Genomic DNA, 22,006 nt, shown 5'->3' on the forward strand with positions numbered 1-22,006 from the left:
AGGACCCCGATGCCCGGCACCGCCCTGCTCGACGCCCTGGCCCGGATGGCGACCGATCCGGCATTCGCCGCCGCCGTCCGGAACCGTCCCGAGTTGCTCGTGGAGAGGTACGGGCTCAGCCCGGCCGATGCCGCGAGGATCGCCGCGACCCCGATCGACACCACGTCAGGGAAACCCCGCCGGCTGGAGGAGCGGCTCTCCCGGTCGGGCGGGGTGTTCGGCAGCGCCCTCTCCAGCGCCGTCGACGCGATGCAGGCGCCGACGGAGCACGGTGGCGACTCCGGTGGCGACGACTCCGGCGGCGGTGCTTCGGGCGGCGACGATTCTGTCGGTGGCGAGTCAAACAGCGACGAGTCCAGTGGTGGTGAGTCCGGCGGCGAGTCCGGCAGCGGAGACGCCCGATCCGGCGCTGGCGAGGACCACGATGGCGGCGACGGTGGGCAGGACGATGGCGGTGAAACTCAGCAGGATGATGCCCAGCCCGATGACGCCGCGCAGGCCGATGATGAAGCCCGGTCCGATGCTGCCCAGCCAAGCGTTAGCGATGGGGAAGCTGCTGATCGCACGGACGAAGGCGAGCCTGAGAACAGTTCCCCGTCGGTAGCGGCCGGCGAGGGTGTGCGGGACCGGTCCCCCGATGACTCGTCCGGCGCCGGCCCGGCTGCCGTCCAGCCGTCGCCCATCGGCTCCGACGACGCGTCCGGGCTGGCAATGCAGCCCGAATCGGTCGACCCGTCCGGCGCCGACATCGGCCCGGCAGCCGCGCAGTCTGCGCCGAGCGCCCCCGCCGATGCGTCCGGGCCTGCGGCGACGCTCCAACCGCCTGCCCCCGAACAACCCGCCCCCGAACAACCCGTTCCCGAGCAGGCCGCGGACGACCAGCAGCTGCTCGGCTCGTTACCGCCCGCTGCGACCACCTCGTCAGCGGCCGCGGCGGACCCGACCCTGCCCGCGCCCGGCGCGGCCCCGTCGGCCCCCGTGGGCGCGTCGAGTTCCGACGGATCCGTCGGCGGGCAGGGGTCCCTTGATCCGGCTGTCGACGGTTCGGCGCCCCAACTCCAGACCGAGGCTCCCGGTCCCACGACGGGCACGGGCGACGGTTCGACGGATGGCGACGCTCGTCTCCAGACCGAGGCCACCGCTGACGGGGGTCGGTTGGTCACGATCACCAAGGGCACGGTCTCGGCCACGTTCGAGGTGACACCGGTCGAGGGGGCGTCGCCGCAGTACACCTTCGGTCTCGGCGACGGATCCCGCTACCCGTTGGCGAATCCGCAGGACCAGGTGCCCGCCATCGCGGCCGCGACCAACCTCGATCCCGCCGCCGTGTTTGCGGCGCTGGACCTGGATCAGCCGGGCCCGGACCTGGGGTATCCCAGCGCGGCCGAGCCGGCACACCTCGTCGATGGCCCGCGCGAGGTCACTGTCACCACCGCCGATGGCAGCACCCATCCGGCGACGATCACACCGCAGCCGGGCGGCGGGTACGTGCAGACCAGCGTCAACACCGACGGGACCACCGACACGTTCACGGTGTCGGCCGACGGTGTCATCTCGCACGCCTCGACCGCCGCGCCTGCCGCCCCCGCGCCCGCTCCGGCGGACGGCTACCCGACCGGCACCCGCACGTTCGACCTCGATGGCCACCCCGCTCACCAGCTGCCCGACGGGTCGCTGCTGGTCCCGAAGCCCGGTGACACCTCGCTGGCGGTGCACCTGTTCACCGAAGGCATGCCGTCGGTCGAGGTCGGGCCCGACGGCACGCATATGGTCGCGAGCACGACCGACCCGACGACCGGGCAGCCGGTGTACACCTTCGCTCGGCCTGATGGCACCACGATCACCGTCGCCGCCGACGGCACGCCGATGCCCGACGCTGTGGAGCCGGGATCGCAGTGGCACGTCGGTACCTCGAACGGGGACGGGCAGACGTCGTTCTACATCGGTACCGGCGGAGACACGGAGGCCGTGGTCTTCGCCCCGGAGGGCACCGTCGCGCAGGGAAGCGAGCAGCACGCCGACGGCACGGCGACGTTCACGTTCGTCCGGCCGGACGGCTCGACCCAGTCGGCGATCGTCGCGCCTGATGGGACGACGCTCGCGCAGGAGGTACCCGACCAGTCCGGCCTGCCGCACTACTACCTCAACCCGACCGGCGGCGGTGGCCCGGTCGAGCTGGGTGGGGACGGTTCCCGCATCGTCGGGCACACCGTCAACGGCGACGGGTCGGTGGGCTACACCGTGGTGCACCCCGACGGGAGTACCGAGACGCTGGTCGTCGCGGCCGACGGATCGACGACCTCGGCACCGACCGATGCCCCCGCCCCGGCCGAGCCCGCAGACCCGGTCGAGCCGGCGACGGTGCGGACGCTCGACCGGCCCGACGGGAGCCGCCTGGTCACCGTCACCGAGAACGGCCAGGCCGGGACATTCGAGGTCACCTCGGACCTGTCGGGGCCCGCGAAGGTGTACCTCGTCGGCGACGACGGCTCGCGATTCCTGCTCGACTACCCACCGAGGGAACTGGAGGGCTTCCTGCAGGGCACGCAGTTCACCACCGCGCTCGGCCCGGCGGTCGGGCAGCAGTTCACGGTCGACTCGGCAGCCGACGGCTCCCGGACGGTCACCGTCGGGGAGGGTGACTCGGCGCTCGTCTACCACCAGAACAGTGCCGGCGCGATCGTCGCGACCGGGTTCGACGGCCGGCAGACCGACATCACGTTCCTGCCCCCCGGACTGTCCGAGGTCTTCCAGACCACGCGACAGAGCACCGCCCTCGTCGAGTCGCTCGCCGGGGACACCGACGGTCAGCCGGCGCCGTACACCCTGGACGCCAACCCCGACGGCAGCCGTGTTCTCACCGTCGGGGAGGGCGCCACGGCCAAGACGTTCCAGCTCGACCGCACGGTCGACGGCGGCAGCGTGCTCACCAGCGCCGGCCCCGACGGCAGCCGGGTCGTCGTCGCGGCCGCGCCGCCGCCAGGGGCCGGGCCGCAGGTGTGGACGTTCGTCGAGGGGCCCGCGCCCAACCAGGTGGCCGCTCCCGCGCACGTCGTCAGCGAGACCGGCCAGGAGTACACGGCCGTGACCAACCCGGACGGCAGCCGGGACGTCGCGATCTACTGGCCGGGCGACGGGCTGACCGCGCACACGCACATCACGCCCAACCCAGACGGCACCGTGACCGTCAGCGAGGACAACGCCGCCGGCACGGGCCTGGTCTACATCACCGATCCGGCGACCCTGTTCAGCGACCTCTCGCCCGAGCAACGGGCGGCGCTGCTGCCCCAGCACGTGACGGGCGCGCCACCAGCGCCGGGCGTGAGCGGGCCCACCGGTATGCCCGTGCCGACCGGAGCGACCACCCCGGCCGTGTCGGCGGACCCGGCGGTCGCGCCCGGACCCACCGCTCCGGTCGACACCCCGGAGCCGACGGCTCCGGGCGCCGCGCCACCTCCTGCGCACGCTGCCGGCATCCCACTCGACCAGAACGCGCAGCTGTTCACCGGCCAGGACGGCCGCAGCCAGGTCGTGGTTACGACCGCCCAGGGCCCAGTGACGGTCTACCTGCCCGCCGACAGCACCGGTGCCGAGAAGATCTTCGGCACCACGTCCGACGGCCGGGTGATCCCGGTGTACAGCGAGGTCCAGGACGGCGGACGCGTCCTGACCGTGCTCGGGCCCGACGCGCCGCTGCAGACCACCTACATCTCGAGCGGCCTGCTCCCGCCGTCGACCGGGTGGGTTCCGCCCACCGAGATCCAGACACAGCTGCCGATGGAGGGCCAGCCCGGCCTCGTCGACGTGCGGGTCGCGACCAACCCCGACGGCTCGCCGGAGTTCGCCTTCACCAATGCGATCTGGGGCATCGGCCAGGCCGTCGGCGGGCACGCGCTGGCCAACCCCGACGGCTCGTGGGACGTCATCGGCGTGCACAACGGATACGGCGAGATGCGCGTGCACGCCGTCCTGGGCGCTGACGGCCGCTGGGAGATCACGCCGGCGGGCCCCGGGTCCCCTGACGCCGGCGCGGACCCTGCCGCCGCCCCCGCAGACGGCGTCCCCGGTGCGGCACAGATGTTCCGTGTCGAGCCGGGGACCGGGGTTCCTGCGGCGTCCGGCGTCGACGGCGGCCAGTTGAGCACGTTCCCGAGCGGTCCGGCGCCCGTCGACGGGGGCCAGGTGAACCCATCGGACCTGCTGGCCGGTCATACCGCGGGACTGGAGGACATCGGGCACCAGTCGACCGCCAGCCACGTCGTCGACGCCGACGGGAACGTCGTGCCCAACCCCAACCCCGTCGAGGGGGCGAGGACCGAGACCACGCCGAACGTCGAGCGACCGGGATGGACCTACACCAAGACCTACGATTCCCTCGGCCACCTGGGCTCGGTGGTCAGCAACAGTCCCGACGGCCAGGTCTACGAGCACAAAGTCGTACAGGAATGGGCCTACGGCGGGCTGACCGTCATCGACATCGACGGCCGGCACGGTCAGGACATCACGCGGTACTACGCGGACGGGCACCAGCGCCATTTCCTGCTGAACGCGCACGACTTCCCGGACGGACGCGGGCACTACCAGAGCGGCTGGCAGATCACTGAAGATCTCGGAGGCGGCCTGCAGAAGATCACTCTGATCCCACCACCGGGCCCTTCGGACTCGTGGACGCCCTACCCCGAACCGTTCAGCTACAGCGCCACCATCGTGCCGGCGCTGAACGAGGCCAACCTCGGTGCCGGCGACACGGTCGAGTACCAGCGCTCGGATGCGTCGACAATCTCCGAGTCCGGCGCCGCCGCGATGCGCTCCCACGGCCTCGGCAGCGTGCGGGACCTGGGGTAGCCATGCTCTGCTCCGCCTGCCACGTCCACGTCCGCCGCGACTTCCCGTACTGCCTGTCCTGCGGCACCCCGCACCGGCGCGCGAAGGTGACCGAGGCCAGCGCCCCCGTGCTGCGGTGGGAGGGTGGCGAGGTATCGCTGACCGGCCGGGTCACGACCGTGGGGCGCGGCGCCGACAACGACGTCGTGATCGACGACGAAAGCGTGTCGCGCCGGCACGCCCGGATCGTCCGGGAAGCCGACGGGTTCCACGTCGAGGACCTGGACTCGTTCAACGGCACCGTCATCGACGAGCGCAACGCGCCAGCCGTGCTCGGCGACGGTTCGCAGATCGGGTTCGGCGACGTCGACGTCTCCTTCGTCCAGCCCCGCCCGACGGCGGTCGGCTCGAAGACCCAGCTGCGCGGCACCGAGCACACCGTGCTGCGGGCCGCCGGCGCCGAGACACCCGAGGCCCCGACGGCCGAGGAACCGCTCGCCACAATCCCCCGGGCGCGCAGCGGCTGGGCGCTGAAACGGGTCGCAGGCGAGGAACGGTGGGTGCTCAAGAACACCCGCACCGGCACCTACCTGCAGCTCGACGAGCGCGAGGTGTTCGTCTGGGAGCGCCTCGACGGCCGCAACAGCATTCGCGACCTCCTCTTCGCCTACCTGGAGCGCTACGGCGAGCTGGCGCTGCCGCGCATCGAGGCCGCGGTGCGCACGTTCGCCGACGCCGGACTCGTCGACGGGTTGCCGGGCCGGGCGACCGAGCGGACGGGCTGGCGCCGGGTCGGCGCCTTCGTCGTCAAGAACCTGATCAGGGTGCAGGTCTCGATCAAGGGACTCGACCCACTGGTGGGGCGCGCCTACCAGGCGTTCGCGTGGCGTCTGTTCACGCCGACGGCGATCGTCGCGCTGTGGGCGTTGATCATCGGCGGCATCTGGGCGTTCGTCGAGGCGGGCCGCCAGCAGCAGCTGTTCGACCTGGCAGGCGCGGGCCCTGTCGGCGGGGCGATCGTGCTCGTCGGGTACCTGGTGGCGACGGCGCTGCACGAGTCGGCGCACGCGGTCGCCGTGAAGTCCTATGGCCGCCGCGTCGACAGGGGCGGCTTCATGCTGATGATGGGCGTGCCGTTCGCGTTCGTCGACACCTCCGACATGTGGTTCGGCACGCCGTACTCACGGATCGTCGTGGCAATGGCCGGGCCGATGACGACGGCTGGCATCGCCGGTGCGGCATCGGTCGGCGCGGCCTACGTCCCGGACCCCCGGGTCGCCGGGGTCTGCTACACGCTCGCGTTCGGGCTCTACACGAACACGGTCTACAACCTGGTCCCGCTGCTGCCACTGGACGGCTACCAGGCGCTTGCCGACGCGCTGCGCACCCCACGGCTGCGGGAGGAAGCGAAGGCCTACTTCGGCAAGGGTTTCTGGCGCGACGTCAAGTCCCGTACCCGGCCGGGGCCCAAGCAGATCGGGCTCGTCGTCTTCGCGGTGGCGTCCGGCATCTGCCTCTACGCCGGACTTGGCCTCGCGGTCGTGGCCTGGAACAGCCGCCTCGGAGAGCTCCTCGCCCAGGTTGTGCCGCAGCCGTGGCTGACGGTCGTGGTCGTGGCCGTACTCGTGCTACTGCTCTTCCCGATCTGGTACCCACGTGTCCGCGCCCTGCGCGCGCGGCGCCGCAACCTCAGCTCGGCTGTGCCCGGTGTCGCGGCCGCCGCCCGACCGTAGGAGCGCTTCGTCAGCCGTAGTAGCCGTGGTTGGTCAGCTCGTCGAGGGCGACCACGTGTGCGCCGTCTGTCAGCGACACCGTCGGCGAGGTGATCGGATCCGATCACGCTGAGGTGGCGGTTGCTCGTCTCATCGACAGCTCTGGTCGAGGATGGTGACCCAGCCGCTCTCGGCGGCGACGTGGAGCCGGTGCGCAGCGGCGCGAGCGCGCGTTCCCCGGCGCTGATAACGCGACGAGGTCGCGGCGGCGGCGCGGATGGCTGCGGCCGCGGCGGTCCACAGCCCTGGTCGATTCCCCGGCTGATGTCGTCACGGTGGCGCAGCGTGGGCGTCGCCCCACGGCTGCAGCGGACCAGCGCAGCCCGGGCGGGCACGGGCGGCTAGGTCGGTCTCGGCCTGCCCGGTGTCGGCGATGCCGATCATCGCGGCGATGTGGGGGCACGGCGAGCGAGGGTGGTCCATCACAGCTCGCGCCGAGCAGGGGCCAGCTAGGCTAGTGGGACCGACGACAATCCACGCCAGACTACGACAGCTGAACGTTCCCCGGGTCACCCCCACATTCGGGTTGCCGAGACGCCCGGCGTCGGGCGAGCCAGCTGTAGGGTCACCGGGAATCTGATCGTGATGGAGCATCCCGGGTCTACCGGCGGTCGAGCCGACCGGGAACCCGCGCACGGTGTTCATCGAGGATGCCGGGCTCAACCACGCGTGGTGGGCATGGCAACGACACCATGACTCGGTCTATGACGGGTTCGACCTGATGCGCGGCCCCGACTCCACCGGCCACACCGACGCTGCGAGCCCGCTGCGCGACGCGATCACCACCCGCTGGGCAACACCCGGGCCACGACCGCCATAACGACGAGTCCCGGTCGAGGCGCGCTGGTCGGCTCTTACGGTTTGCGGCCGACGGCGCCGTAGGAGTCGATCGGCTTGGCGGTGCCGATGTCGGTCGGGTTCGGGCGCCACAGCGGGGTCGATACCAGGCCGGGCTCCACCATCTCCAGCCCGGCGAAGCACTCGCGGAATTCGTCGAGGGTCCGCAGCGTGTAGTTGTCCAGCACGGCGCCGTCCCGCGCCGCGTCGCTGGTGTCGCTGCCGTCCAGCAGCACCAGGTAACTCCCGGAGACGACACCGTCGATCAATTCGGTGATGATGGCGCGCATCTGGTCGAAATCCGGGGCGGCATACCCGAGGATGCCCAGCAGCATCACCGTAACCGGCCGCTGCAGGTTCAGCACGTTGCGGACATCGGCGAGGATCTGCCCGGGGTCACGCACGTCGGCGTGGAGGTAGGTGGTGACACCCTCCGGGGTGGTGTCCACCAAGAGCGAGCGGGCGTGTGCCAACACCAGCGGGTCGTTGTCCACGTAGACGATCCGCGCGGCCGGATTGAGCTGCTGCGCGACCTCGTGGGTGTTTTGCATGGTGGGTAGGCCGGTGCCGATGTCGAGGAACTGGTCGATCCCGGCCTCACCGGCCAGGAAGGTCACCGTGCGGATGAGGAACCGCCGCGCCTGGCGGGCGATGTCCAGGATTCCTGGGTTCTGCGCGACGACCGCAGCGCCGACCTCCCGGTCGGCTAGATAGTTGTCCTTGCCACCGAGCCAATAGTTCCACACCCGGGCCGAGTGCGGGATATCGAGCCTGAGCTCGGACAGATCCTCGGCCACGGGAAACGCTCCTCTGCGTAGACCGGCTGCTGTGCGTGGGTCGCTGTCCGGGCGGCGAGATCGCAGACAGCGCGGGCCGGTGCGATCTCGAGCAGTCGGGGACCGTTCCGTGGCCATGCGCTGAGGTGGCGGCGGTAGCGACTCCGATGCGGGTCGGACAGTCGGTCGGGCTCAGTTCAGGGTGAAGGTCTGGATGCAGCTGGGACACACCGGTACCGGGGACATCAGCGGGTGTGGCTGCATCCGCGCTGCTCGGTGCGGGCAGGACAGTGTCCACTGGCATGTGCCCAATGACGGGGGCGGCTGCCGGGTCTGGGGGTGCGCTGTGACCGCGATCCGGGAGTCGACGATCATTGTTCTGCCGTTGTCAGTGTGCAGAACGAACGAGCCGTCCGGGTCAGCTTCGGGTGTAGGCACGTGCAGGTTGACCGTTCCCGGTTCCGGGCTGGCCGAGTCAGGGCTGGCCGAGCCGTCGGAGTCTGGGCCGCTCGGATCTGGGCTGGTGGCCCACACTCGCAGTTCATGGACGATCTCAACACCATCTGAGGTGCGCACCGCGCCTCCCGTCCCGAATTTCCACCGCGGTGGACCGAGTGTCCCGAGTGGACACCTCACAGACTGATCGCGGTATAAGGTGCGGCGTTACTCCACATGCTGGCCACCGTGCAATCTGGCCACGCGGAGCGGGTCGCTGGCGGGTGCGATTGACCGGGCGCTGGCAATGCGGTCGTTTCACGACCGCTGCTGGCGCGCACCGCGCTGAGCGTTGATCCTCGACGCCGAACGGGCGCCACTCGAACGGATCCATCCGTGACCCATCCCGTAGCACTGTGCGACGCCTCACCTGTCGTTCATGCGAATGGATGTGCAAGTGTGCACCTGTTCGGCGTAATCCTCGACGGGGAGTGACGATGAGTGACTACGGTCGTTTCGTCTTCGAGCCGGTCCTCAATCTCGTCAGCGGCCGGCTGGCCGGCATCGAGGTGCATCGCTGTCAGTCGCGTGACCAGGTGGAGCGTGTGGCCCGTGGTGCGGTGTGGGGTGCACGGCAGCTCGCCGAATTCGACGCTGGCATCGCGATCTCCTCGGTGCTGCACGACACCGGCTACGACTCCACCGTGCCTCTGCACGTCGACGTCCTGGCTGACACCGTGGTGCTGGCCCGCAGCAGGCTGGCCCAACTGCGTACCTCGCTGCAGCACCGGTCCGCAGACCGCCCGACCCCGCCGATCTTGCTGGAGATCAACCCCGCGCTCTCGGCGGCGCCACCCGACGCGTTCGCCGACGGAGTCGCTGCGCTGCGGGCCGACGGGTTCGGCATTGCGTTCGACACTGTCGGCCGCGGCTTCGGCCTCGAGCAGATCGCGGAGCTGGCCCCCGACCTCGTCAAGATCGACGCCTCGCTGGTGGCCCGGCTGCCTCACGTGCCGCGGGCCCGGGCTGTGGTAGCGGCGCTGTGCGAGGTCTGCCGCGCCGTCGGCGTGCGCGTCTCGGCGATCGGTGTGACCCATCCTGACGAGCTCGCCGCGGTCCGCGATCACGGCATCGGATGGGCACAGGGGCCGTTGCTGGCCGAGCCGCGCCGCCGCCCCTCCCACCTCGGGATCCTGCTGCCGGTCGACCTCATGCCGCGCATCCACGCCAATCAATCGGCCACCCAATCGGCGGCCCGCTCAGCCGGCCGGTCACCGGTGCACACGCCACCCGCCCACAACCCGACACCGTCGCCGACACCACGTCCACCGTCACGTCCGACACCGACCCTGCCGCTGGCGCTGGCGGCGGTCGACACCCTCACTCAGGCGGCGGTGACGTTGCACGAGGACGTGACGGCTGAAACGGTGCGCCAGGTACTGGCCGATCACCCGCACGCGGGCAGCATCGTGCTGCTCGACACGGCTCGGCGCCCGGTCTGTTTCCTGGACCGCAACCGGTTCATGCTCGCCATCTCCGGCCCGTTCGGTCGAGCGCTCTACGCCCACCGCCCGGCCCGCACCCTCGCCGACCCGCCGCGCACCCTGTCCGCGACCACCGACGTACGTGCCGCGCTGGCCTACTGCCTCAGCGGCGACCGGGCCCGCAGCTACGACGACGTGGTCCTGATCGACGACCAGGGCGTTTGCGCCGGGATCGTGCGGGTCAGCGACCTGCTCCAAGAGGCCACCGGCACCGCCGCCTGAACATCGGGAACCGACGCCGATCGTGATCGCTGACGGAGCGTGAGCGCCACACGAGCTATCGGCCCGGCTGATCTGTCCGGTCATCACTGGAGGGGTCAGTGCGGTGAGCGGAGGGTGCGTGCTCGGCAGTGGAGCGGATAGGGTCACCCGGTCGGGGACGTTCTGGCCACCACAGGTTGATGGCCGGGGACGTCGGCGTCACGGGAGCTCGCACCGTAAGCGGGCTGAGAGGGCGGCTTTTCCCTCCTTCGTCGAGGGGGTGGGGGTGTCGCCGACCGCCAGAACCTGTCCGGGTAATGCCGGCGTAGGGAGGAACACCCATGACAGTGCTGCCTGATGCACAGACACAGCCACCGGAACCGCCGCGGGTGACGACGGGCCCGATTCAGGGCTCGCGCAAGGTGTACCTGGACGGGCCGCGGGGGTTGCGGGTGCCGGTCCGTCGGGTCGAGTTGACCAACGGGGAGTATCACGACGTGTACGACACGTCGGGCCCCTACACCGACAGCGACGACACCGACACCGACGGCACTGACGGGACCGCGCGGATCGACCTGCGCGCGGGCCTGCCGCCGCTGCGGGCGTCGTGGGTTGCCGACCGGGAATGGATGGATGGCCCGGATGGTGCGGGTGGTGCGGTCACGCAGCTTGCGTATGCCCGGGCTGGGATCGTGACGCCCGAGATGCGGTTCATCGCGATCCGCGAGGGTGTTGATGTCGAGCTGGTGCGTTGCGAGGTGGAGCGTGGCCGGGCGGTGATCCCGGCCAACCGTCGCCATCCGGAATCCGAGCCGATGATCATCGGTAAGCGGTTCCTGGTGAAGATCAACGCGAATATCGGGAACTCCGCGGTGTCCTCCTCGATCGAGGAGGAGGTGGACAAGATGGTGTGGGCCATCCGGTGGGGCGCTGACACCGTGATGGATCTGTCCACCGGCCGCGACATCCACGCCACCCGCGAGTGGATCATCCGCAACTCCCCGGTGCCGATCGGGACGGTGCCGATCTACCAGGCGTTGGAGAAGGTCAACGGGGACCCGGCGGACCTGTCGTGGGAGGTGTATCGCGACACCGTGATCGAGCAGTGCGAGCAGGGCGTGGACTACATGACTGTGCATGCCGGGGTGCTTCTGCGCTATATACCGCTCACCGCCAAGCGGGTGACCGGGATCGTCTCCCGCGGTGGGGCGATCATGGCCGCATGGTGCCTGGCGCATCACCGGGAGTCGTTCCTCTACACCCATTTCGCCGAGCTGTGCGACATTCTGCGCACCTACGATGTCACGTTTTCCCTTGGTGACGGGCTGCGCCCGGGTTCGATCGCCGATGCTAACGACGACGCCCAGTTTGCCGAGCTCAGGACCCTTGGTGAGCTCACCCGGATCGCCCGCGGGCGGGATGTGCAGGTGATGATCGAAGGCCCGGGTCACGTCCCGATGCACAAGATCGCGGAGAACATCCGGTTGGAGGAGCAGTGGTGCGGGGAGGCGCCGTTCTACACGCTGGGCCCGCTGGTCACCGATATCGCACCGGGCTATGACCACATCACCTCGGCGATCGGTGCGGCCACGATCGCGGCGGCCGGCACCGCGATGCTGTGCTACGTCACCCCGAAGGAACATTTGGGTCTGCCCGACCGTGACGACGTCAAGACCGGGGTGATCACCTACAAGATCGCCGCGCACGCCGCTGACCTGGCCAAGGAGCATCCGCGGGCCCAAGCCCGGGACGACGCGCTGAGCCAGGCCCGGTTCGAGTTCCGCTGGGCCGATCAGTTCCGGCTCTCCCTCGATCCCGACACCGCGCAGTCCTTCCATGACGAGACGCTCCCGGCCGAGCCGGCGAAGACCGCGCATTTCTGCTCCATGTGCGGGCCGAAGTTCTGCTCCATGAAGATCACCCAGGACGTCCGGGATTACGCCGAGGCGCACGGGCTGACCAGCGTCGAGGCCATCGAGGCCGGCATGGTTGACAAGGCCACCGAGTTCACCAAGGCCACCGAGTTCACCGGGCAGGGCGCCCGCGTCTACCTGCCCATCACCGATACCCCGTAGTCAGCCGCATCACCCCAGCCGCATCACCCCATATTCGGGCCTGCGCGTCAGCCCCAGGTGGGGCTGCCCAGGAGACAGGCCGCCGTTCGATGCCCCTGCCGGGAGTTGTTACGTGAGCGCTTCACATCGACCTGACCCCGGGCCGTCGCACCGCCGCGTCATCGGCGGGTCCCGACGTCGCCAGTGGACCGCGGTATCGCGGGGCCGGGGCCGGGGCCGGGGTCGGGGCCGGGGTCGGGGTCGGGCCGGGGCTGGGCCGGGGCGGGGTGGGGTGTCGGGGTGAGCGGAGCTCGTCGGTGGGGGTACCAGCTCGGAATCGATGTGGGGGCGACGTCCACGGCCGCCGCGGTGTGCCGGTCCTCGGCGACGGGCTGGTCTGAGCCCGCGGTCGTGACACTCGGCGCACATGGCGGCGCACATGGCGGCACATATGGTGGCGCACATGGCGGGATCGGTGGGTCGGTGCTGGTTGCGTCGGTGCTGTTCGTGGAGCCGGACGGGACGGTCGTGGTCGGTGAGGTGGCGCAGCGGCGCGCGTTGACCGATCCGCGCCGTGTTGTGCGGGGGTTTCAGCGCCGCATCGGGGACCCGACACCGATCGTGGTTGCCGGCCAGGCGTGGGCGCCGCAGGAGCTCTCGGCCTGGCTGATCCGGTGGGTCGTCGACCGGGTCGCCGCGCGCGAGGGCGGCCCGGCGGACCGGATCGTGGTTACCCACCCAGCCTCGTGGGGCGCCCACAAATGCGACCTCCTGACCGCAGCGCTGGCCGGGCAGGGGCTCACTGTCACGCTCCTGGCCGAGCCGCTGGCCGCTGTCCTGCACTACACGGCCACCGACCGCGGCGTCGGCGGTTCGACGATTCCCGATTCCGCGATCGCCGTTTACGACCTGGGCGGCACCACCTTCGACGCCGCGGTGATCCGCACAACCACTACCGGCCCAGCCGACCCCACCACGACAACCGCGGCAGCGGGCGCGGCGGGATGGGAGCTGTGGGGCCGCGCGGAACGGCTCGAGCGGCTCGGTGGTGCCGATTTTGACGAGGCCGTCTTCGAGCACGTCCGGGAAGGCCTGCACGCGCTGTTCGACAGGGAGCTGTTCGATACGGCGCTGTTCGACACGGCGCTGTGTGACCCCGCCGCACTCGACGCGGGGGACGGCGCCGACCTCGCCGTGCTGGCCGCGGTGGGGCGGCTGCGGCAGGTCTGCACCCAGGCCAAGGAAACGCTGAGCAGCGATACCGAGGTGGTGATCCCGGTACCGACGACGCTCACGGCTCGTGCGAGGGTGCGATTGCACCGCAGCGAGTTCGAGTCCGTGATCCGGCCTCGGGTCGAGGAGACCGTCGCCGTGCTGGACACGGTGGTGGCCTCGGCGGGGTTGGCACCCGCACAGCTCACCGCGGTGGTCCTGGTCGGCGGCTCGGCGCGGATCCCGCTCGTCGCGCAGCTCGTGTCCGCGCATCTGGGCCGACCGGTGTTCGTCGACCCCGACCCCGCCACCGCGATCGCGAAGGGGGCCGCGTTGGTGGGCTTTCCCACCACGGTCGCGTCCCGGCCGGGCGCGATGATGCGCTCCGCCCCCACCGGCCCAGGCAGGGGCGCCGCGTCCCTACGACATACATCCCCGGGCTCCGGGATGACCGCGCCCACTCGCCCGTCGCGACCTGTCGCGGCAGCTGCACAGCCGCAGCCGGAGCCACCGCCGGCCGGTGCGGTGTACCCCACGACACCACGCGGGCACCCCGGACCCGGACACGAGCAGCGTCGTCGTGCCCGGCTGGTCATGCTCATCGGCATGGTGTGTGTCGTGACCGTGATCGCCGCGGTCCTGCTGTGGCCAGGCTCGCCGCCGACTCCCGGAATCGGCGCGCCTACCGACAACGGCGCCACCACAGCCACTCCCACCGTCGATCCGGTGCCCGCCGTGGCGAACCCCCCGACCGGGAGCCCCCGAGGCAATAGCGGCAGTAGCGATGGTGACAGCCGCATCCCCGGATCAGGTGCGGGTCGTGCCGGCGCGGCGACGGGCGCGCTCCCGTTGCCCCCTCCCGGGGGCGGAAACACCACTGCGACGCCGCCCGTCGCGGTCATCCCGCCGCGCAATGATGATCCGCCCGGTGTGGTCGACCCACCGGTGACTCCACCCACCCCCCTCGACGCGTTACTCCCACCCGTGGGTAGACCCTGACCGCGGCGATCCTGGGCTGTACCGGGACCGCTGCCAGACTCAGCCGAGGCGGTCGAGCAGCACCCCGGTCCCGTGTTCGGCGACGTCGCGAGTGTGTGCCGTCGGAGTAGACGGCGTGTTCGGTGTAGGTGAGCGCGGTCTCGTCGGGGCTGGTCGCGTTGAGTTCGCCGGTGGTGCGGGCCGCCGACGGGGCTGCGGGCCGATGAGCATCCGGACCGACCAGACGATCCGGCTGGGCGCTGACGAGCCCAACCCGGATAGCACCCACTCCGCACGCCTCTACACGCGCAACGCCAACGACCTTGTCGGCGCAGACAGCCTGATCGAGGTCGTCCCCGGCTGACAACCGCCGTGCTGGCAATGAGGCGACGCGTGCTCAGGACGCCGATCTCGTTGCCGACAACCGCCGCAACCGATCTGGATGATCTATGTCCTGGTGTGGTGGGGTGTGGTGCTCGCGGGGTTGGTCAGCTCGGGACTGGTCCGGGCATGTGTCCGGTGACGACGTAGACGATCCTGCGGGCGACAGCGACGGCGTGGTCGGCGTAGCGCTCGTAGAACCGCGCGAGCAGTGTGATGTCCACTGCGGCTTCGATGCCGTGCGCCCAGTTGCGGTCCATGAGCACGGAGAACATGTGCTTGTGTAGGTCGTCCATGGCGTCGTCGTCGGCTTCCAGCTCACTCGCGCGCGCCAGGTCGCGGGTACGGATCACCTCGCCGGCCTTGGCCGCCAGTGCAACACCGACACGTCCCATCTCCGCGAAGTAGGGGGCGACCTCGACGGGCAATGCCGGCTGTGGGTGACGTCGGCGCGCGGTCTGGGCGATGTGCAGGGCGAGGTCACCCATGCGCTCGATGTCACCGGCGCCGTGGATTGCGGCGACGACGATCCGCAGATCGGTCGCCACGGGAGCCTGCAGGGCGAGCAGGGCGAATGCCTGCCGTTCGGCGTGCTCGCGGGATCGGTCGATGATGGCGTCGTTGGAGATGACTTCTTCCGCGAGTTGCAGATTGACCCCGAGCAGAGCGGTGGTGGCCTTCTCCAGTGCGGTGGCCACGTGCGCGCACATGTCGGCCAGGGAGCTGCTCAGCTCATCCAGTTGATGTTGGTAGGCATCGCGCATGGGCGCAGGGTAGCCACTGGTGCCGACGCCACGGCTACCTGTCAGGAGTGTGCGCGCGCGAGGCGGCGGGCACGAGCAGCACGGGCGCCGACGGGCTCGCTGGACCGAAACTCGACCGGCACGCCGTGAATGAGCAGGAACAGTCGGTGCTCGACGGCGGAGACGATGTCAGTGCGTTGGATGATGTCCGTCGGCGCCAGCACGCTGCTGTCGGAGTCCTGCAGGGATTGCAGCATGTCGTTGACCAGTTCCTGCGCGTACGCGCCGGTGGGCCCATTCCAGCACGAAACCGCCACCGACAGCCGGCCAGTAGTCGAAGCCGGGAACGGTGGCCGACGCGTCGCAGCCGCGCTGCAGAACCAGGAGCAGCCGGCCCAGTACCTCAAGCTGCTTCTCCGCCGGCACTGCCGGCACACCGAGGCGATCACTCATCGGAAGCACACCAGCGAGGATGCGCGTGTGGCGCTGCCTGGTGTGGGAACGTCACCCGGCTGGTGGCGGGTCCGCACTGCCCGGCCGGACCACCAGCACCTCACCGAGCTCCAGCTCGGCGGGCCCGCGCGCCGCACCCTCCTCCCCGGATCGCGGCACGAGCAACACGTCGGTGAGTGGCCGTCCGTCACGTGGCGCGGGGCCGCAGGGTGGGTCTGCGGCTCTCGTGAGCACTGCGGTGACACGGTTGGTGGTGAGGTCGGCTCCGGCCCAGACGAACGACATCGGCCATCTCCCCCCGTCCGATTAGGAGTGTTGCTGACCCATCGGGCGCGCGGGCGGCAGCGTTTCCCGATGTCAGCCAGCTCACAGGGGGCGAGGGCGCGACAGCCGGTGACACGGGGCGTGATGTCGATGCCCGTTCGCGCTCCGGACTGCGCGCAGCTCCACTACTGGCTCGCACGAGTGCCGAGCGGCTCACCCGTGCATCCACACCGCCGCCGCATGACAGGCGCCTATACCGCCCGATGGCCCGCGATGAACTACCGAAATCTGTAGATAGGCACGAGCGACGGGCCGCGGACCGGTCATCCCCGCCGGCTACCGGCCGCTGCGCGTGCGGGACACGCTGTTCTGACGCTTCCGGGGCGCTGCTAATGACGGGTGCTCGTGCTGCTTGCCACCACAGCCGCGGCGGTGAGCAGCACGGCGAGACCGATCATGCCGAAGCCCAGTGTGCTGGCGGCGGCGATGGCGCCGACCAGGAGCGGGCCGCCGGCGTCGCCGAGTTCCCGGCCGACTTCGGCCGCGCCCAGGGTTTGCCCGAGCCGCTCGGGGGGTGCGGTGGCGGCCAGGTGCGCGAACCCGATCGGGGTCACCAGCCCGGTCCCGGCGCCGATGGCGAGTGCGGCCACCACGAGCCCGGTGATGCCGGGCAGCACGGCGGCGACCGTGATGCCGGCCGCGGCCATGCCCAGACCGAGCGCCATGCCCGCCCCGTCCCGTATCCGGCCGGCGTCGCGGGCGCGCCCGGTCCAGGGTTGGACCAATGCGGCGGTCGCGGCCAGGAGGGACACGGCCGCTCCGGTGGCCAGCGGACCCAGGCCGTAACCGGCGCCGGCCACGGGCAGGAACCCGACGCCGACGGACAGCGCGGCGGTGGCGCCCGTGAGGGCGACGGTGGGGCGTAGGAAGCTGCCGGTGCTCAGGCGGCGGGCCAGGTCGAGCACGGTTTGCCGGGTGCGGGGCAGCGGCGCGACGGTGGGGACTGCGAGCGCGGCCCACACGGCGACGGCCACCGCGAGCACGCCGAGGGTGGCGAACAGCAGGGTGTAGCCGCCCAGGGTGATCAGGACGCCGCCGAGGACGGGGCCCAGGGTGTAACCGAGTCCTTTCCACGCGCCGTAGCCGCCGAACGCGCGGCCGTGTCGGGTGCCGGGTGAGAGCCGGGCCACCAGCGCGCCGGCGGCCGGGGAGAACGCCGCGGCGGCGGCGCCCTGCCCCAGCCGGGCCAGCCCGACCGCAGCCGGGTTTCCGGCGATCACGAAGGCGGCGGATGCGAGGGCGAAGGCCAGCAGCCCGCCGAGCAGGACCGGGCGGGCGCCGACACGGTCGGCCAGCGACCCGAAGACCGGCTTGAGCAGCACCTCGGCGCCGTCGTAGACCGCGAGCAGCACACCGAGAGTTAACAGCGAGGCAGGTCCGGCCTCGGTGTAGCCGCCCAGGCTGGCGGCGATGCTGTGCGCGCCGAACGCGGTCACGAACCCCGCCGCGTACAACGGCAGCACACCGCCCCGTGCCGCGGTGCCGGTCCGCTTGGGCGAGCCGGTGCTCATCAGTTCCGTCGCGCGTCGGCCGTGAGCGGCTCGGCGAGGGTGGCCGTGTCGGCGGTGGTGAGCAGTGGCCGCAGCGGGGTGCGTTCGACCAGGACCAGCAGCCACACCAGCACCCGGCACACCAGCCAGAACCCGACCAGGCTGACCGCGGCCCCCAGCAGGAGTCCGGCCAGCACATCCTGCGGGTAGTGGGCGGCGATATAGACGCGGGCGAACGCCATCGCCGCCGCCGCCAGCCCGGCCAGCACCCCCAGTCGGCGGCTGAGGACGAACACCCCGGCCGCGACCGCGCCTGCCATCACTGCGTGATCACTGGGAAACGACGGATCCTGGGTGACGTGCGCCAGCACCAGCAGATCCGGCAGCACCTCGTACGGGCGGGGCTCACCGACCAGCGCGGCGATCGGCTGATTCACTCCGAGCGCGACCAGCATCCCCAGCGGCGCCCACACCGCCGCCGCCATCATCGAAGTGTTCGCCCGCCGCCGCGCGATCCACCAGGCCGCGAGGATCAGTGCGGCGAACACCACAATCCCGTAGTCGGCGTACGCCGACACGACGCCATGCAGCCACCCGGTGGCGCGGGCGAAGTCGTTGATGTCCAGGAAGAGCTGGGTATCGGGGTTCATGCACGCGGTCCCTTGCTAGCTTTCGGTGGGGTCACATCTGGTGCAGCGCCTGGAAGACCCGCTCGGTGTAGTCAGCGAGCCGATCTGCGCAGTACTTGAGCTGCTGCTCGGCCTCCGTAGCGGCGGGGGCGCCGAACACGTCACGGGCCTTGATATCGCGGTGCCAGCGGCGCAACCGCTCCAGGCTCTGCTCTTCCTCCTCCAGCTCGGCCATCGTGAACTTGCCCACGCGGATCTCCTTGTCGATCTCGGCGTCGAACTTGCCGCAATCGGCCACGAACTCCACCCACTCCTCGGTCCGCTCCGCGGTGAACAGCGCCTCCAACCGGGCCGCGTCCTGCTCGGCCCGCCCGGCGGCGTCGAGCACCAGCACCTCGCCCTCGCCGCGCTGCGCAAGCTCGATCACCCGTGCCACGCCCTCAGCGAACACCGGCACGTCCGGCACCACCCAGGCGCCCTGGCCCAGCGACAGCGCCCCGACGCGGCGCAGCTCCCGCCACACCGCCACCCGATGCCGCGACGGCTCGGCCGGCACCCGCACCACCAACACCAACCACCGAGCCACCTCGCGCCGTCCAGTCACACAAATAAATGTATCAGCAGTTACAAAACATCCAGTGACGAGTGAGTCACGGTGCGCTGGCCCATCCGCACGGGGACGACCGCCACCGCGAACCCAGCGGCAAACCCGGGACGCCGTCCCCGAAGATCGGGACGGTCGTGCAGTAGACGCTCTCGACACTGGTCGGATCGACCGTCAGCCACTGGGGGTGACCGGCGGGTACGGGTTTCGTCGAGGCCACAGACCGGCTCATCGCGCGGGGCGGTGCCCGCCGGAGGGGGTGACGGGCACCGCCATCGCAGCCCGGCCGGGATAGCACATCCTCGGCGGGCAGGAATGGTCGACCCCTGACTCGTTGCCTGATCGTGGGCCGTGACGCGGTCGTTCGATGAGGTGGGTTTCTCGGGCTGCTGGTCGGTGGGCTAGTGAGTGACAGGGAGGTACAGCCGGGCGCCGTGCCCGGTGAACTCGCCCGCCTTCTCGTCCATGCCGGCGTCGATGGCCTCGACGCTGGTCAGCCCGTGCGCCTCGGCGTAGTCCCGGACGTCCTGGGTGATCTTCATCGAGCAGAACTTCGGCCCGCACATCGAGCAGAAATGCGCGGTCTTGGCCGGTGCGGCCGGGAGTGTCTCGTCGTGGAAGGACTGCGCGGTGTCGGGGTCGAGGGAGAGCCGGAACTGATCAGCCCAGCGGAACTCGAACCGGGCCTGGCTCAGTGCGTCGTCGCGGGCCTGCGCGCGGGGATGTTCCTTGGCGAGGTCGGCGGCGTGCGCGGCGATCTTGTAGGTGATCACCCCGGTCTTCACGTCGCCGCGGTCGGGCAGACCGAGGTGCTCCTTGGGCGTGACATAGCACAGCATCGCGGTCCCGGCCGTGGCGATCGTGGCCGCCCCGATCGCGCTGGTGATGTGGTCGTAGCCGGGCGCGATGTCGGTGGCCAGCGGGCCGAGGGTGTAGAACGGCGCCTCATCGCACCACTGTTCTTCGAGGCGCACGTTCTCCGCGATCTTGTGCATCGGGATGTGGCCCGGCCCTTCGATCATCACCTGCACATCCCGTTCGCGGGCGATCTGGGTGAGCTCACCAAGGGTCTTCAGCTCGGCGAACTGTGCGTCGTCGTTGGCGTCGGCGATCGAGCCCGGCCGCAGCCCGTCGCCGAGGGAGAACGTGACGTCGTAGGTGCGCAGGATGTCGCACAGCTCGGCGAAATGCGTGTACAGGAACGACTCCCGGTGGTGCGCGAGGCACCACGCCGCCATGATCGACCCGCCGCGGGACACGATCCCGGTGACGCGTTTCGCGGTCAGCGGGACGTAGCGCAGCAGCACACCGGCGTGCACGGTCATGTAGTCGACGCCCTGCTCGCACTGCTCGATCACGGTGTCGCGGTACACCTCCCACGACAGTTTCGCGGGGTCGCCGTTGACCTTCTCCAGGGCCTGGTAGATCGGCACCGTGCCGATCGGGACGGGGGAGTTGCGGATGATCCACTCGCGGGTGGCGTGGATGTCGCGCCCGGTGGACAGGTCCATGACGTTGTCGGCGCCCCACCGGGTGGCCCACACCATCTTGTCCACCTCCTCCTCGATGGAGGAGGTGACCGCGGAGTTCCCGATGTTGGCGTTGATCTTCACGAGGAACTTCTTGCCGATGATCATCGGTTCGGCCTCGGGGTGGCATCGGTTGGCCGGGATCACGGCACGGCCGCGGGCGACCTCGCTGCGGACCAGTTCCACGTCGACGCCCTCGCGGATCGCGATGAACCGCATCTCCGGCGTGAGGACCCCGGCCTTCGCATACGCGACCTGCGTGACCGCGCCGCCGACCGGCTCCCGGGCGGCGATCCAGGGCGCGCGCACTGGTGGGAGCCCGGCGCGGACATCGATCACGGCGTCCGGATCGGTGTAGGGGCCCGAGGTGTCGTAGACGTCGAAATGCTCGCCGTTGCTCAACTCGACGCGGCGGACCGGCACCCGGATGTCGTCCGGGCCGTCGAGGTAGACCTTGTGGGAGCCCTGGATGGGGCCGGTGGTGATGGTCGGGGACACCGTCGTGTCCTGCAGAGCCGTCATGGCTGTTTTCTCCCTACGCCGGCATGACCCGGACAGGTTCAGGCGGTCGGCGGCACCGCTCCCTGCGAAGGAGAAGCCGCCCTCTCAGCCCGCTTACGGCGCGGACTCCCGTGGATATCCAATTCTCGCCGCGACCCTAGACCACCACCAGCGCCACGCACCATCCACCCGTTACACGGGCTGATGTTGACCCCGTTCCACGGACACTGTGATGTCCGCTGAACGGGGTCAACATCAGTTCGCGTCGGTTGAGCGCGCGGTGATGTGGATCTTCGATGCCGCCGGCCGTTGTTGGAGTGTTGCTTTCTGGGCTGGCTGTTGGCCGTCGGGGCGAGGCCGGTCGCCTGGCGGCGACTTGCACCGGCGATTTCCGCCCCGTTGGGGACTGGTGGCCGTTGTCCTGGCGCCTGGCGGCGTTCTCGTCTGGCGGGCGATCCTGGAGGCAGCTGGTGGGAGGTCTGACTGTCCGGCGGGGTGTGACGGGGTGAACAGAGCAATCGGGTTCCGCCGGGACAGCAGCGTCCGTGTCGCGCCGGTTCTGCCACGGCGTGCGTCGCTACGGCGACATCGAGGGAGACGTTCCGCGCGTCTGTCCCTGCTGAGATCCACGGGCCGGGGGCCAGCGACCCCTTAGCTTGTTGTTTAACCTGGCGGTGCCGTGGCGTGACCCCGGTTGATCATGGGTGAAGCCCTTGGTT

15 protein-coding genes and 2 riboswitches are annotated in these 22,006 nt (G+C 70.5%); of the genes, 7 read left to right on the plus strand and 8 right to left on the minus strand.

Going from position 1 to position 22,006, the window contains the following annotated elements; translation table 11 throughout:
• Positions 1 to 9 precede the first annotated feature (9 nt).
• The 3 genes from ACFPFQ_RS10095 to ACFPFQ_RS10105 all read left to right on the plus strand — a co-directional run bounded on the left by ACFPFQ_RS10095 (position 10) and on the right by ACFPFQ_RS10105 (position 7,416).
• On the plus strand, positions 10 to 4,845 hold the full coding sequence (locus ACFPFQ_RS10095; protein ID WP_379617158.1) for a hypothetical protein: 4,836 nt from the start codon (positions 10 to 12) through the stop codon (positions 4,843 to 4,845).
• A 2-nt stretch (positions 4,846 to 4,847) separates the two neighbouring features.
• A complete protein-coding gene (locus ACFPFQ_RS10100; protein ID WP_379617160.1) occupies positions 4,848 to 6,557 on the plus strand; it encodes a PqqD family peptide modification chaperone in 1,710 nt (569 codons plus the stop codon).
• Positions 6,558 to 7,233: 676 nt separating this feature from the next.
• Positions 7,234 to 7,416, plus strand: coding sequence for a hypothetical protein (locus tag ACFPFQ_RS10105; protein WP_379617162.1), 183 nt, complete (start codon positions 7,234 to 7,236; stop codon positions 7,414 to 7,416).
• A 34-nt stretch (positions 7,417 to 7,450) separates the two neighbouring features.
• On the opposite strand, the gene ACFPFQ_RS10110 is transcribed toward ACFPFQ_RS10105, so the two are convergent.
• Positions 7,451 to 8,230 carry an SAM-dependent methyltransferase gene (locus tag ACFPFQ_RS10110; protein WP_379617164.1) on the minus strand — a complete coding sequence of 260 codons (780 nt, stop codon included), beginning with the start codon at positions 8,228 to 8,230 and terminating at the stop codon, positions 7,451 to 7,453.
• Positions 8,231 to 9,141: 911 nt separating this feature from the next.
• On the opposite strand from ACFPFQ_RS10110, the gene ACFPFQ_RS10115 reads away from it, so the two are divergent.
• The 4 genes from ACFPFQ_RS10115 to ACFPFQ_RS10130 all read left to right on the plus strand — a co-directional run bounded on the left by ACFPFQ_RS10115 (position 9,142) and on the right by ACFPFQ_RS10130 (position 14,997).
• The gene (locus ACFPFQ_RS10115) at positions 9,142 to 10,410 is read left to right on the plus strand and encodes an EAL domain-containing protein (RefSeq protein ID WP_379617166.1); all 1,269 of its coding nucleotides are present in this window, start codon (positions 9,142 to 9,144) and stop codon (positions 10,408 to 10,410) included.
• Between the two features lie 190 nt (positions 10,411 to 10,600).
• A riboswitch (TPP riboswitch) is annotated at positions 10,601 to 10,738 on the plus strand.
• On the plus strand, positions 10,731 to 12,464 hold the full coding sequence (thiC, locus tag ACFPFQ_RS10120; RefSeq protein WP_379617168.1) for a phosphomethylpyrimidine synthase ThiC: 1,734 nt from the start codon (positions 10,731 to 10,733) through the stop codon (positions 12,462 to 12,464). (Overlaps the previous riboswitch by 8 nt.)
• A gap of 462 nt (positions 12,465 to 12,926) precedes the next feature.
• Positions 12,927 to 14,654, plus strand: coding sequence for an Hsp70 family protein (locus ACFPFQ_RS10125; protein WP_379617170.1), 1,728 nt, complete (start codon positions 12,927 to 12,929; stop codon positions 14,652 to 14,654).
• A 202-nt stretch (positions 14,655 to 14,856) separates the two neighbouring features.
• Entirely contained in the window at positions 14,857 to 14,997 is a 141-nt protein-coding gene (locus tag ACFPFQ_RS10130) for a hypothetical protein (protein WP_379617172.1), read from the plus strand.
• 124 nt (positions 14,998 to 15,121) lie between these two features.
• On the opposite strand, the gene phoU is transcribed toward ACFPFQ_RS10130, so the two are convergent.
• The 7 genes from phoU to thiC (ACFPFQ_RS10165) form a co-directional block, all read right to left on the minus strand.
• On the minus strand, positions 15,122 to 15,778 hold the full coding sequence (gene phoU / locus ACFPFQ_RS10135) for a phosphate signaling complex protein PhoU (protein ID WP_379617174.1): 657 nt from the start codon (positions 15,776 to 15,778) through the stop codon (positions 15,122 to 15,124).
• A 41-nt stretch (positions 15,779 to 15,819) separates the two neighbouring features.
• A complete protein-coding gene (locus tag ACFPFQ_RS10140; RefSeq protein ID WP_379617176.1) occupies positions 15,820 to 16,014 on the minus strand; it encodes a hypothetical protein in 195 nt (64 codons plus the stop codon).
• Between the two features lie 247 nt (positions 16,015 to 16,261).
• On the minus strand, positions 16,262 to 16,495 hold the full coding sequence (locus ACFPFQ_RS10145; protein WP_379617178.1) for a hypothetical protein: 234 nt from the start codon (positions 16,493 to 16,495) through the stop codon (positions 16,262 to 16,264).
• A gap of 368 nt (positions 16,496 to 16,863) precedes the next feature.
• The gene (locus ACFPFQ_RS10150; RefSeq protein ID WP_379617180.1) at positions 16,864 to 18,045 is read right to left on the minus strand and encodes an MFS transporter; all 1,182 of its coding nucleotides are present in this window, start codon (positions 18,043 to 18,045) and stop codon (positions 16,864 to 16,866) included.
• The gene (locus ACFPFQ_RS10155) at positions 18,045 to 18,674 is read right to left on the minus strand and encodes a phosphatase PAP2 family protein (RefSeq protein WP_379617182.1); all 630 of its coding nucleotides are present in this window, start codon (positions 18,672 to 18,674) and stop codon (positions 18,045 to 18,047) included. Before ACFPFQ_RS10155 ends, ACFPFQ_RS10150 begins: the two co-directional genes overlap by 1 nt.
• A 31-nt stretch (positions 18,675 to 18,705) precedes the next feature.
• Positions 18,706 to 19,239 carry a Chromate resistance protein ChrB gene (locus tag ACFPFQ_RS10160; protein ID WP_379617184.1) on the minus strand — a complete coding sequence of 178 codons (534 nt, stop codon included), beginning with the start codon at positions 19,237 to 19,239 and terminating at the stop codon, positions 18,706 to 18,708.
• A gap of 419 nt (positions 19,240 to 19,658) precedes the next feature.
• On the minus strand, positions 19,659 to 21,308 hold the full coding sequence (gene thiC, locus ACFPFQ_RS10165) for a phosphomethylpyrimidine synthase ThiC (protein ID WP_379617186.1): 1,650 nt from the start codon (positions 21,306 to 21,308) through the stop codon (positions 19,659 to 19,661).
• A riboswitch (TPP riboswitch) is annotated at positions 21,302 to 21,430 on the minus strand. (Overlaps the previous gene by 7 nt.)
• Positions 21,431 to 22,006 lie beyond the last annotated feature (576 nt).

It is taken from the genome of Pseudonocardia sp. GCM10023141, from assembly GCF_042653605.1.

Coding starts and splice junctions, on each gene's coding strand:
- ACFPFQ_RS10095 (WP_379617158.1), top strand. CDS start 10: ATGCCCGGCACCGCCCTGCTCGACGCCCTGGCCCGGATGGCGACCGAT.
- ACFPFQ_RS10100 (WP_379617160.1), top strand. CDS start 4,848: ATGCTCTGCTCCGCCTGCCACGTCCACGTCCGCCGCGACTTCCCGTAC.
- ACFPFQ_RS10115 (WP_379617166.1), top strand. CDS start 9,142: ATGAGTGACTACGGTCGTTTCGTCTTCGAGCCGGTCCTCAATCTCGTC.
- thiC (WP_379617168.1), top strand. CDS start 10,731: ATGACAGTGCTGCCTGATGCACAGACACAGCCACCGGAACCGCCGCGG.
- ACFPFQ_RS10130 (WP_379617172.1), top strand. CDS start 14,857: ATGAGCATCCGGACCGACCAGACGATCCGGCTGGGCGCTGACGAGCCC.
- phoU (WP_379617174.1), bottom strand. CDS start 15,778: ATGCGCGATGCCTACCAACATCAACTGGATGAGCTGAGCAGCTCCCTG.
- ACFPFQ_RS10140 (WP_379617176.1), bottom strand. CDS start 16,014: ATGCTGCAATCCCTGCAGGACTCCGACAGCAGCGTGCTGGCGCCGACG.
- ACFPFQ_RS10145 (WP_379617178.1), bottom strand. CDS start 16,495: ATGTCGTTCGTCTGGGCCGGAGCCGACCTCACCACCAACCGTGTCACC.
- ACFPFQ_RS10150 (WP_379617180.1), bottom strand. CDS start 18,045: ATGAGCACCGGCTCGCCCAAGCGGACCGGCACCGCGGCACGGGGCGGT.
- ACFPFQ_RS10155 (WP_379617182.1), bottom strand. CDS start 18,674: ATGAACCCCGATACCCAGCTCTTCCTGGACATCAACGACTTCGCCCGC.
- thiC (WP_379617186.1), bottom strand. CDS start 21,308: ATGACGGCTCTGCAGGACACGACGGTGTCCCCGACCATCACCACCGGC.